Source organism: Diaphorobacter ruginosibacter (genome assembly GCF_040396215.1).
GTDB lineage: Bacteria > Pseudomonadota > Gammaproteobacteria > Burkholderiales > Burkholderiaceae_C > Diaphorobacter_A > Diaphorobacter_A ruginosibacter_A.
This window is the reverse complement of the sequence record NZ_JBEBOW010000010.1, coordinates 1-11,636: the sequence shown is the minus strand read 5'-3', so window position 1 is coordinate 11,636 and position 11,636 is coordinate 1. Positions and strand designations below refer to the sequence as shown.

General features: G+C 64.0%; 9 protein-coding genes. 4 read left to right on the top strand and 5 right to left on the bottom strand.

Annotated features, from left to right (window positions below):
• Window positions 1–11: 11 nt before the first annotated feature.
• Together ABWP92_RS02840 and ABWP92_RS02835 are read right to left on the bottom strand one after the other, a co-directional pair.
• The gene (locus ABWP92_RS02840; protein WP_353233831.1) at window positions 12–1,457 is read right to left on the bottom strand and encodes a NarK family nitrate/nitrite MFS transporter; all 1,446 of its coding nucleotides are present in this window, start codon (window positions 1,455–1,457) and stop codon (window positions 12–14) included.
• A 37-nt stretch (window positions 1,458–1,494) separates the two neighbouring features.
• A complete protein-coding gene (locus ABWP92_RS02835; protein WP_353233860.1) occupies window positions 1,495–2,697 on the bottom strand; it encodes an MFS transporter in 1,203 nt (400 codons plus the stop codon).
• Here ABWP92_RS02835 and ABWP92_RS02830 point away from each other — a divergent pair.
• The gene (locus ABWP92_RS02830; protein ID WP_353233862.1) at window positions 2,657–2,836 is read left to right on the top strand and encodes a hypothetical protein; all 180 of its coding nucleotides are present in this window, start codon (window positions 2,657–2,659) and stop codon (window positions 2,834–2,836) included. The genes ABWP92_RS02835 and ABWP92_RS02830 overlap by 41 nt on opposite strands.
• 146 nt (window positions 2,837–2,982) lie before the next feature.
• On the opposite strand, the gene ABWP92_RS02825 is transcribed toward ABWP92_RS02830, so the two are convergent.
• The 3 genes from ABWP92_RS02825 to ABWP92_RS02815 all read right to left on the bottom strand — a co-directional run bounded on the left by ABWP92_RS02825 (window position 2,983) and on the right by ABWP92_RS02815 (window position 8,336).
• Complete coding sequence (locus ABWP92_RS02825) at window positions 2,983–3,672, bottom strand: response regulator (RefSeq protein ID WP_353233830.1); 690 nt, start codon at window positions 3,670–3,672, stop codon at window positions 2,983–2,985.
• Window positions 3,669–5,645 (bottom strand): type IV pili methyl-accepting chemotaxis transducer N-terminal domain-containing protein, encoded by a 1,977-nt coding sequence (locus ABWP92_RS02820; RefSeq protein ID WP_353233829.1) that lies wholly within the window; start codon window positions 5,643–5,645, stop codon window positions 3,669–3,671. The genes ABWP92_RS02825 and ABWP92_RS02820 overlap by 4 nt, the downstream gene beginning before the upstream one ends.
• Window positions 5,646–5,888: 243 nt before the next feature.
• Window positions 5,889–8,336, bottom strand: a complete 2,448-nt coding sequence (locus ABWP92_RS02815; RefSeq protein WP_353233828.1) for an adenosylcobalamin-dependent ribonucleoside-diphosphate reductase — start codon at window positions 8,334–8,336, stop codon at window positions 5,889–5,891.
• Between the two features lie 365 nt (window positions 8,337–8,701).
• On the opposite strand from ABWP92_RS02815, the gene ABWP92_RS02810 reads away from it, so the two are divergent.
• From ABWP92_RS02810 to ABWP92_RS02800, 3 genes are all read left to right on the top strand, one after another.
• Window positions 8,702–9,622: a ChaN family lipoprotein gene (locus tag ABWP92_RS02810; RefSeq protein ID WP_353233827.1), complete on the top strand. Its 921-nt coding sequence runs from the start codon at window positions 8,702–8,704 to the stop codon at window positions 9,620–9,622.
• A gap of 198 nt (window positions 9,623–9,820) precedes the next feature.
• The gene (gene purU / locus ABWP92_RS02805; RefSeq protein WP_353233826.1) at window positions 9,821–10,669 is read left to right on the top strand and encodes a formyltetrahydrofolate deformylase; all 849 of its coding nucleotides are present in this window, start codon (window positions 9,821–9,823) and stop codon (window positions 10,667–10,669) included.
• A 74-nt stretch (window positions 10,670–10,743) separates the two neighbouring features.
• A complete protein-coding gene (locus tag ABWP92_RS02800; RefSeq protein WP_502907436.1) occupies window positions 10,744–11,634 on the top strand; it encodes a LysR substrate-binding domain-containing protein in 891 nt (296 codons plus the stop codon).
• Window positions 11,635–11,636: the final 2 nt, after the last annotated feature.

Below are 11,636 nucleotides of genomic sequence, written 5' to 3'. Positions count from 1 at the left end.
AAACGGAGCTGTCAGCAGGGCATCTCGGCGTTCTTGCGGGAATAGAACCACCAGGTAATAACCACGCAAAGAACATAGAAAACCGTGAAGCACCACAGCGCGAGCTCCGGCCCACCGGTGGCCGTAATGGAACTGCCGTAGCTCTTGGGGATGAAGAAGCCGCCGTATGCGCCCAGCGCGCCGGCAAAGCCGATGGCAGCCGCGCCTTCGGTATTGCCTTCCTTGAGGGCTTCCGCGCGGGCGGCTTCATCGTCCTCGCGCACGCCGCGCAGCTTCTGCGAGAGGAAGATCACGGGGATCATCCGGAAGGTGGAACCGTTGCCGATGCCCGTGGTGCAGAACAGCAGTAGGAACATCACGAAGAAGCCCGCGAAATTGCCTTCGGCCGGCCCCATCGGGAACTCAAAGCCGCCAGTGCCCTTGGGAAGGAAATACAGGACACCGAGCACGCACAGCGCCATCACGACGAAATTCCAGAAAGTGACCTTGGCGCCACCGACCTTGTCCGCCAGCCACCCGCCAAAAGGCCGGGTCACCGCGCCGACCAGAGGGCCCATCCAGGCATACGTGAGCGGATTGACGTCCGGGAACAACGCCTTGATGAGCAGGGGAAAGCCCGCCGCAAAGCCGATGAACGAGCCGAAGGTGCCGAGATACAGCACGCACATCACCCAGTTGTGCTTGTTGCGGAAGATCGCCGCCTGGTCTGCGAAGCTGGCCTTCGCGTCCGCGATATCGTTCATTCCGAACCATGCGGCCACCGAGGTGATGGCAATCCATGGCACCCAGATGAATGCCGCGTTCTGCGCCCAGATGGTCTGCGCCTGCCCGGCCTTCGTGACGACCTGCGGATCGCCGCCCAGCACGCCGAACACGCCGGCGGTGATGACCAGCGGGCTCAGGAACTGCACCACGGACACGCCCAGATTGCCCAACCCCGCATTCACGCCGAGCGCCGAGCCCTTGCGTTCCTTGGGGAAGAAGAAGCTGATGTTGGCCATGCTCGAGCTGAAGTTGCCTCCGCCCAAGCCGCACAGCAGCGCCAGCATCAGCATCGTGGGATAGCTGGTGGTGTTGTCCTGCACCGCGAACCCGATGCCGATGGCCGGCAGCAGCAGCGAAGCCGTGGAGATGGCCGTCCAGCGCCGTCCGCCGAACACGGGGATCATGAACGAGTAGAAGATGCGCAGCGTCGCGCCCGAGAGCGCCGGCGCCGCGGCAAGCCAGAATAGCTGGTTGGTGGAATATTTGAAGCCCATCGCCGGCAGGTTCACGGCGACCACGCTCCAGACCTGCCAGATGCAGAATGCGAGGAACAGGGCCGGCACGGAGATCCAGAGATTCACGCGGGCAATGGCTTCGCCCTCGCGCTGCCAGAAGGCCTTGTCCTCCGGCGTCCAGAGCGTGAGCACGCGGCCTTGGCGGTGCCCGTTCTGCGTTGAAGTTGCATTCGACATAAAGTCTCCTGAGAAAATTCGGTTCGATATGACGCGCTTACGCAGACATCACGTTGGCGCGCCGCACCTCGGTGAAATACATCCAGATGAGCGATACCCAGACCACGCCGTACATCAACATGAAGGCGCTCGAGCGGATGCCCGTCCAGTCCATGAGCATGCCGAACATGATGGGGAGCACGAAGCCGCCCATGCCTCCGGCCAGGCCCACGATGCCGCTGATCGCTCCGATGTTTCCGGGGTAGTCATCGCTGATGTACTTGAATACGCTGGCCTTGCCAAAGGCCCAGGCAATGCCAAGGATGAACATCAGGCCGGTGAACACATAGACATTCAGACCGATGTGGAACGTGGAGGGACCGTCCACCGTGAGGATCGTGAAATCCGTTTGCGGATAGGACAGCAGGAACAGGCAGATCCAGCTCACCCACATCACCCACCAGGTGACGGAGTGGGCTCCGTATTTGTCGCTCAGCACGCCGCCAATGGCGCGCAGCACACCGCCGGGCAGCGAGAAGCAGGCAGCCAGCAGGGCGGCCACGCGGATGTCGAGGCCGTACTCGCCGACGTAGTACTGCACCATCCACAGCGACAGCGCGACGTAGCCGCCGAACACGATGCTGTAGTACTGGCAGTACTTGAGAACACGCGGATCCTTCAATGCCTTGAGCTGTTCGGCAAAGCTCACGTTGCTGGACACCAGATGCGATGGATCGCTGTAGCTGAAGAGCCAGAACAGGATGACGGCGCCCAGCATGATGGCGGCATACACGTGCGGCACGGCTGCCCAGCCGAAAGCCACCAGGATCACGGGAGCGACGAACTTGTTGACCGCCGCTCCGGAGTTGCCGGCGCCGTAGATGCCCATCGCCGTGCCCTGGCGGCTCTTGGGGAACCAGCGGGCGACGTAGGGTGTGCCCACCGAGAACGAGCCGCCCGCCAGTCCGACGAACAAACCCGCCACGAGGAAGTGCCAGTACTCCGTGGCATAGCCCATCATCCAGATGGCCGGCACGGTCAGCACCATGAGCACGGCCATCACGATGCGGCCACCGTATTTGTCGGTCCAGATGCCAAGCGGCACACGCACCAGAGAGCCCGTCAGCACGGGCATGGCGGTGAGCAATCCAAACTGCGTGGCGTTCAGGTTCAGCATTTTCTTGATCGGAATTCCGATCACGCCGAACATCATCCAGACCATGAAGCAAACCGTGAATGCCAAAGTGCTGACGATGAGCACCGACCACGCGCGGCGTGTCGTCTGTGCGCTGTCAACCGTACGTACGCTGGCATCTGACGTGACGCTATTCGACGTTTTGACCATTGATGAGCCCTCTTTTTGGATAGGGTTTCATGATCAGGGTTTCCCCTGCTTTTGAACATCCTCCAGCCGTATGCCGACAGCAGTGCAAAAGAACGATGGCGGCTACGACAGAGGTAGTTCCAAAGAACTACTTACTACCAAGAAAACACCAACACATTCCGAAAAGTGCAGGGTTGCGAGCGGGCGAGTGCAATGCCGCTATCAAGACTGCTGGCGGTCCACTCCACGCGATCTGTCCGATGCGTAGACTGCCGCCTGTACACGCGAGGAAACACCCAGTTTGCGCAGGATATGCTGCACATGGATCTTGACCGTAGTTTCTGCAATTTCCAGAGCGCGTGCAATCTCTTTGTTGCTGGCGCCCGATGCGATGTGTCCAAGCACCTCCTCCTCACGCGGAGACAACGGGGAAAGCGCCTGGGTATCCTCATCCATCGCCGTTGCGGCCTCTTCGTCGGAGTCCCGCGCGCGCAGCGCATCCACCAGCTTTCCCATCAACTCGGGACTCACCACCGACTCGCCGCGGATGGCCCGCTGGATGGAGTCCGCCAACATGTGGCCCTCGATGGTCTTGAGCAGATAGCCCTGCGCGCCATTGCGCAGCGCGGCAGCCAGGTCATGGCCGTCCTCGCTGACCGTCAACATCAGAATCCGGCTGCGGGGCGATGCCTCGCGCAGTCCGGCGATCGCGTCGACGCCCTTCACGCCCGGCAGATGGTTGTCCAGCAGGATCACGTCGGGCTGCAGTTCCGGCACGAGCCGCAACGCCTGGGCCGCATCGGCGGCTTCGCCGACCACGGCCAGGTCGTGCTGCTGCGACAGCAAGGCGATGAGCCCGCGCCGCATCAGCGTGTGGTCGTCGATGAGGAATACGGACACAGCCTGGGTCATACGGCCTCCTTGAGCGCGCCCGGGAACTCGGCCGCCTGATCGCCGACGCCGATATCCCCGCCAGCATCACCGCGCGCATCGTCGCCCGCGGGATTCACCACCGACGGCGTCAGGGTCTGGGGAAGCCGCAGGATCACGCTCGTGCCTTTGCCGAAGCGGTCGGGCTGGATCTGCAGCACCGCGCCGATCCTCTTTGCGCGCTCCTCCATGATGCCCAGCCCCACGTGCAACGAGTCGGGCGGTATCTGGCCCGGATCGAAACCGCGGCCGTCGTCATGCACTTCAAAGAGCCAGAATGGATGGCGCTGCACGCGCAGTTCCACATGCTGCGCATGCGAATGCTTGCGGACGTTGGAGAGCGCCTCCTGCATGATGTGAAGCACCTGGATCTGCACGTCGGGCGGCAGCGGATAGCCGTAGCCGGACATCGTCAGCAAGGTGGCGATGCCTGTCTGATGCTCGAACTTGGAGAGCGTCGAACGCAGCGCCGCCTCGATGTCCTCGTTCTGCGTGCGCGTGCGAAAGTGCACCAGCAGCTCGCGCACGTCGTTGTAGCACTCGCGCACGCCGATCTCGAGCTCGTCCATGCTGCGGTCCCGCGCGCTCACGTCATTCTTGGAAACGGCTTCGCGCAGCAGATGCGTCTGGATCTTCAGGAACGCCAGCGACTGCGCGATCGAGTCGTGCAGTCCGCGCGCGATCAGGCTGCGCTCTTCCGACACGGCAGCCTCGCGCTCGAGCGCCGTAACGCGCATGCTTTCCATGAAATTGGCCAGGTGATGCGCCATGGTGCACAGCAGGTCGCGTAGATCATCGCTCATGACCGGAGCGGAACGGTAGAACAGATCGACTTCACCGAGCACGCGCTGCTGGATCTGCACCGGAATACTCACCAGCGCCTTGAAACCCTCCTGCGCGCAATGCGACTGCCATTCCTGCCGCTGTCCGCGCCGCACCAGCGAAATCACCTGCGGACCGGATTGGGGCTTGCCGCATTCACACGACCCGGCCATCAGGCATTGCTCCTCCATCTGCACCGTTTCGGGCATGCCGTCCGATGCAAGCATCATGAAGCGCTGGTTGGTCTCGTCGGCCCAGCGCACCACGGCCGCATCGCAATGCGCGATCGCCTTGACCTGCTGTATGAACCTGCGGGTGAGAGATTGCAGATCCTCCGCCTCGCTGGTGAGCGCGCTCACCGCGTACAGGGCCGCCAGCCGCTGGTTCTGTATCTCGATACTGGCGGTCTTCTCATGCACCTTGCGCTCCAGATCCTCGTGCGAGGATTGCAGCGCATGCGCCATCAGGTTGAAGCCCGCGTTGAGCTGGCCGAATTCATCGTTGGTGTCCACCTCCACGCGGGTGCGCAGATCGCCCTGGCGCACGCGCGCCAGCGCTTCCTGCAGGCGCGAGACGGGGTTGAGCACCAGCAGATAGCTCAGCGCAATGAACGCCACCGCCGAGCCGATGGCCACGGCCACCATGAACAGCTGAAACAGATGCAGCGCGGCGGTCAGCCGCGCAATCTGGCTCTCGATGGCCTCGACAAACTGGTTGACCTGCCCGACCAGCTCATCGGCGCGCTCGGTGGACTCTCGCACATCAATGCCTTCCGATGCCTGCCAATCCGACTTGAGCGCCTCCCAGTTGGCTCGAACCTGCTCCGAATACCGGCGTGCATCGTCGTTCCATGGCACGAACAAAGGACGCGAGGGATCGCCCTGACGCAGCAGCTCCAGCGATTCATCGAATCGTTTCATCCGCTGATTCAGCTCCGCGGGCGTCTCCTGCTGCTGGGCGATCACCATGCGCATCACATTCATGCGTAACCGCCCGGCCTCGTTGACGGCCGCCGCGCTCCCCTCGAGCCGCCAGGTCACCCAAAGCGTGAAGCCTATGGACGCCAGCGCTCCGAGCAAAAAGATGATGCCCAGCACCAGCAATTTCGTGGACAGCGATGGCATTCTTGACATTGCTCCAGTCTATGTTGGGAGCAATTGTTAAAAATTGACTTGTATCAATTTTTTACCCAAGTAACGCCGGACGAACACCCCGGAAAATGAAGAATGGCACGTACCTGAGCGGACTCGCACGTGCAATGATTCAAAGACATCAGGCCTTGCACGCTCGACATGCAAGGCCTGATGGATGCTTCAATCGGATGCTTCAATCGCCGCAACGGCATCCAGGCGGGTCCGGCCGGTCGGCCGGCACCTTCAGCCGCAGCTGCCGAGCGCTCCACACTGTGTGCAGTAGTCGCAGCCATCCTTGCGGATCACCGCATGCGCGCCGCATTCGTGGCATTTCTTGCCCGCCATGGCGGGCGGCGTGCCGGTCGCCGATATTTCCGTGCTGGCCGAAGGCGTCGGCTCCTCCAGCGGCAGCACCTGCTGCTGCGGCGCCGCGCGCAATGCAAGAATGTTCTGCACCGCATAGGCAATGGCCGCGACTTCGGAGTCGTGCCACATCGGCACACGCGTGCCGTCATCCTTCACATGGAAGCCCAGGCGCACCGGGCCGCGATCCCAGGCCACCTTGCGCATGTCGCTGAGCGCGCGCTCCAGGAAGCCGCCGCGCGCCGCGAGCGAGAGCAGCCGCATGCTGGAGGTGATCCACTGCTGCGACTCGCCGCTTTGCCCCACCGGCATGAAGAACTCGATGGCGCGCTCGACCGTCGCGCCGCGGCCGTCGGGAACCGGCAGGAAAGAGACGATGAGGTACAGCGCCTTGTGCCCTTCCTGCGTCCAGTATTCCAGCTTCTCCGCAACGGCCGAGAGCACGCCCTTGGGACGGCTTTCGATCACCGCGCGCATGGGGTCGTACGGCGGCACTTCAGGGGTGAGCGCCGCCGGCTCCGGCTTCGCGGCAGGCGTGACTTCCAGCACCGCGCCCAGAATGCTGTTGGGGCGATAGGTCGCCAACCCCTTCAGGCCTGAATGCCAGGCCTGCAGATACAGGCTCTTGAAATCGTCGTATGGATAGTCTTCCGGCACGTTGACGGTCTTGGAGATGGCGGTGTCCACGAACGGCTGCACCGCCTCCATCATGGCCACGTGATCGGAGGCGGACATGTCCATCGCGCTCACGAAATACCCGGGCAGCTCGTTCACGTCGCCGCCCAGCGTCCGGTACAGGCGCCATGCGTAGTCCTCGACGACATATTCGCTCTTGCTGCCGTCGGCCTCGCGCTTGCGGCGCGTGTAGGTCCACGAGAACGGCGGCTCGATGCCGTTGGAGGCGTTGTCGGCAAAGGCCAGGCTCACGGTGCCCGTGGGCGCGATCGACAGCAGGTGGCTGTTGCGGATGCCGTGCTTGCGGATGGCTTTCTTGATCTCTTCGGGCAGGCGGCTCGCAAACGTGCCTTCCTTCAGGTAGCCGTCCGCCTTGAACTTGGGGAAAGCGCCTTTTTCCTTGGCCAGCTCCACCGAAGCGGTATAGGCCGCGTTGCGCATGCGCTCGGCGATCCTGACCGCCATGTCGCGCCCGTCCTTGCGGTCATAGCGCAGCTTGAGCATGGCCAGCGTATTGCCCATGCCGGTGAAGCCCACGCCGATGCGGCGCTTGGCCGACGATTCCGCGCGTTGCTGCTCCAGCGGCCAGAACGTCAGGTCCAGCACATTGTCGAGCGCCCGCACCTGCGTCGCCACGGAGGCCTCGAACGCATCGAAGTCGAACTGCGCATCACCGTGGATGCCGAACGGATTGCGCACGAAGCGCGTGAGGATGATGGGTCCGAGATCGCAGCAGCCGTAGGGCGGCAGCGGCTGCTCGCCGCATGGGTTGGTCGCCTGGATCTTCTCGACGTAGTGCAGGTTGTTGTCGGTGTTGATCTGGTCGAGGAACAGGATGCCCGGCTCGGCGAAGTCGTAGGCCGACTTCATGATCGTGTCCCACAGCTCGCGGGCGCGCAGCGTCTGATAGACCCACTGGCCGTCGGAGCGCTGGCGCGCGCCGGCCCGCTTCAGTTCCTCGCCGGGCTCGGCGGCATGAACCAGCTCCCACTGCCCGTCCGCTTCCACCGCGTCCATGAAATCATCGGGAACGCCCACCGACACGTTGAAATTGTTCCAGCGGCCCGGCGTGCGCTTGGCGGTGATGAAATCCAGCACGTCCGGGTGATCGATGCGCAGCACGCCCATCTGCGCGCCACGGCGCGCGCCAGCGCTCTCCACCGTCGAGCAGGACTGGTCGAACACGTTGATGTAGCTGCAGGGACCGGAGGCCATGGACGCCGTGCCCTTGACCTGCGCGCCGCGCGGGCGGATGCGCGAGAAGTCGTATCCCACGCCACCGCCGCGCCGCATGGTCTCGGCGGCTTCACGCAGCGCCTCGTAAATGCCCGGATAGCCGGCGTCGTCCACGCCCTGGATGCAGTCGCCCACCGGCTGCACGAAGCAGTTGATGAGCGTGGCCTGGATGTCGGTGCCCGCAGCGCTCATGATGCGGCCGGCGCCGATCGCGCCCAGCCGCAGGTTGTCGAGAAAACGCGCCTGCAGCGGCTCGCGCAACTCCTCGCGTTCCACCGAAGCGAGCGCGCGGGCCACGCGTTGATACAGCTCCTCCACATCCTTCTCGTCGTTCTTGAAGTATTTCTCGCGTAGAACATCGAGACTGATGGGTTGCATGGGCAAGGTGGGAGCCAGATCAGCAGATTCGCGCTTCATGGACGGGTTCACTCCGGGGACGGTGACGGGAGAAAAGGGAAAAATACGGTGCTCGCCAGGCTCGGCGCACACGGGAAAAGCCAGGTAGTGTTTCTACACCTTTTGGCCCTCAAAAGTCTGATCCTGCGTCAAGACCCAGACCTTCATCAAAAGATTTCGATAGCAGGCAATTCAGAATAGAGCTCACGATTTGAGCAAATAAGGTGCATTACCTACAGGGAAAATTCTGACATTGATTTACATGATGCCCGATTATCGCCATGCCAAGGTCCACCGCGCCGAGAGTCTCCCGAAACCCGCGTAGATCAACGTTTTCGAGCGCGACAGCAGCTTCAATAACCCCAGGCAATCAACAGTTATCAAGAATGATTCTCAACAAATCTACTCCACTGCCACCATGCCATTGGCTCACATGCGCCGCCCTGGCCGCTGTGCTGGCCGGATGCGCGCACCCCGGCGGCGGCCGGTCGCCAGACACTCCCGAGGTGCGCCTGGCTTCCACGGATTCATTCGCGGCCTGGCGCCGGCAGCTCGACGCCCTGTTGCCAGCCGACGTTCTCCTGCTGGGCGAGCAGCATGACGCCGATGCGCATCATGCGCTCGAGGCCGACACGGTGCGCGCCCTGGCATCCAGCCAGCAGCTCGCGGCGCTGGTGCTGGAGATGGCGGACGCTGGCGCATCCACCCGGGCGCTCGCGCCGACCGCCACCGAGGCCCAGGCGCAGGCCGCCCTGCGCTGGGATGAAGCTGCCTGGCCCTGGGCGTCCTATGGCCCCGCCGTGATGGCCGCCGTGCGCGCCGGCGTGCCGGTGCTGGGCGGCAACCTGCCGCGCGCCTTCCTGCCGGAAACCATGAAGGACCCGAGGTTTGACGGCAAGCTGGGTCCGGAGGAAATGCGGATGCAGATCGACGCCATCCGCGAAGGGCATTGCGGCCTGCTCCCCCCAACGCAACTGCAGCCGATGGCGCGGGTTCAACTCGCCCGCGACGAGAGCATGGCCAAGACCATCGAAGGCGCCCTGCAGCCGGGCCGCATCGTGCTGCTGATCGCGGGCAACGGACATGTGCGCAAGCGCCTGGGCGTGGCGCAGTGGCTGCCCGAGGCGCTCGAGGTGCGGGCCGTGATGGCGCAGACCGCCGGCGCGGGAGCATCCACCGAAGCGGAGGCGGACGCCATCGTCGTCACACCCGCGCTCGCGCCCAGGGATCACTGCGCGGAGCTGCGCCGCCAGTGGCGCCAGCACAAAGGCGGCGATGGGCGCCAGGACAAGGTCGATGCGCGGTGATATCTCTTGGCGCCGCGCCGCGGAACGCGGCGGCGCATCGATCAATTTCCACACCGCCGCGCCTCGAAAAGAAAAGATATCTATAGTGTCGGGCGCTCTTCGCGCCCCTTGCCCCCGCCAGCCCATCCTGGCCGCAGGCAACAAATGACCCGATTCGGCGGCCGCGCCCGCCGGAAGAGCGACAATCGCCTCCTATCTATGAACGATTCCTACATCCTGACCCTTTCCTGCGCCGACCGCGTCGGTCTGGTCCATGCGGTTTCCGGTTTCCTCGCCGAACGCAGCGGCAACATCGAAGAAGCCGCCCAATACAACGACAAAGCCACGGGCCTGTTCTTCATGCGCGTGCAATTTGCGTGCGACGATCCCGACGCCGCGACACTGAGGGCCGACCTGGCGGAATTCGCCGCCGCCTATGAAATGCGCTGGAGCCTGCACACCACCAGCGAGGCGATGAAGACCGTCATCATGGTCAGCAAGGAAGGCCATTGCCTGAATGACCTGCTGTTCCGCTGGAAGTCGGGCCTGCTGCCCATCGACATCCGCGCCATCGTCAGCAACCACCGCGACTTCTACCAACTGGCGGCCAGCTACAACATTCCCTTCCATCACATTCCCGTGACGGCGGCGACCAAGGCGCAGGCCGAAGCAAGGCAGTTCGAGATCATCCAGGCGGAAGGGGCCGAACTCGTCGTGCTGGCGCGCTACATGCAGGTCCTGTCCGACGATCTGTGCAAGAAGCTCTCCGGCCGCGCGATCAACATCCACCACAGCTTCCTGCCCAGCTTCAAGGGCGCGAAACCCTACTACCAGGCCCATGACCGTGGCGTGAAGCTGATCGGCGCCACGGCCCACTACGTCACCGCCGACCTGGACGAAGGCCCGATCATCGAGCAGGACGTGGCGCGCGCCAGCCATTCCGACACCGTCGAAGATCTCACCGCCCGTGGCCGCGACACGGAAAGCCAGGTCCTCGCCCGCGCGGTGAAATGGCACAGCGAGCACCGCGTGCTGATGAACGGCCACAAGACCGTGATCTTCAAATAGCCCGCGGGACTTTCCGGCACAGCGGCTTATCCACCAGGGTCCACGACATGAGCAGCGCCCCCACCCCCATTCCCATGAGCGCTGACTCCAGCGCGCTGCGCCGCATCCCGCCCATCCAGTGCCTGCTCACCTTCGAGGCGCTGGCGCGGCTGCGCAGCGTGACACTCACCGCCGAGGAGCTGTGCGTGACGCCCAGCGCGGTCAGCCACCGCGTCAAGCAGCTCGAGCAGATACTCGGCACGCGCCTGTTCGGGCGGGCCGATTTCTCGCTGACCACGGACGGCAGCGCCTATCTCGCCCACGTGCGCGAAGGACTGGGGGCGCTCCAGCGCTTTCCCGGCGCGGCCAGCGCGCCCGGCAAGCGCCGCCTGAAACTGGCGGTCACGCCCACCTTTGCCAGAGCCATCCTGATTCCGCGCCTGCGCCAGTTCACCGAGGCCTATCCGGAAATCGACCTCGCGCTGCAGGTCTCGATTCCGCTGCTCGACGTGGTGGCCGAGGACGCCGACCTGGTCGTGCGCTTCGGCCCCGGCCACTATGCCGACATGGAACACATCGAGCTGGCGCGCGACATCGTCACGCCGCTGGCGTCACCGGGCTTCGTGCGCGAGCACGGCCCCTTCGAGCGGCCCGAAGACCTCGAAGGCATTCCCCTTCTGCGCAGCCCGCTCGAGCCCTGGAGAAGCTGGTTCGACGTCTGTGGACTGGACTGGCCCGCGCCCAGCGAGGGGTCGCAGTTCAACGACGTCGGCCTGATGTGCGACGCCGCCGCCGCCGGCATGGGCGTGGCTCTGGTGCGGCTGAAGCTCGGCGCGCCCTGGCTCGATCAGGGCACGCTCGTGCGCCTGTTCGACAACATCATCGCGCCCAGCCCCCATGCGCACTATCTGTGCTGGAAAACCGGCACCATGGACCGCTGGGAATGCTCGGCGTTCGCGGACTGGCTGCGCAAGACGCTGGCCTGAGA

Coding starts and splice junctions, on each gene's coding strand:
- ABWP92_RS02840 (WP_353233831.1), bottom strand. CDS start 1,457: ATGTCGAATGCAACTTCAACGCAGAACGGGCACCGCCAAGGCCGCGTG.
- ABWP92_RS02830 (WP_353233862.1), top strand. CDS start 2,657: ATGAAGCAAACCGTGAATGCCAAAGTGCTGACGATGAGCACCGACCAC.
- ABWP92_RS02825 (WP_353233830.1), bottom strand. CDS start 3,672: ATGACCCAGGCTGTGTCCGTATTCCTCATCGACGACCACACGCTGATG.
- ABWP92_RS02820 (WP_353233829.1), bottom strand. CDS start 5,645: ATGTCAAGAATGCCATCGCTGTCCACGAAATTGCTGGTGCTGGGCATC.
- ABWP92_RS02815 (WP_353233828.1), bottom strand. CDS start 8,336: ATGAAGCGCGAATCTGCTGATCTGGCTCCCACCTTGCCCATGCAACCC.
- ABWP92_RS02810 (WP_353233827.1), top strand. CDS start 8,702: ATGATTCTCAACAAATCTACTCCACTGCCACCATGCCATTGGCTCACA.
- purU (WP_353233826.1), top strand. CDS start 9,821: ATGAACGATTCCTACATCCTGACCCTTTCCTGCGCCGACCGCGTCGGT.
- ABWP92_RS02800 (WP_502907436.1), top strand. CDS start 10,744: ATGAGCGCTGACTCCAGCGCGCTGCGCCGCATCCCGCCCATCCAGTGC.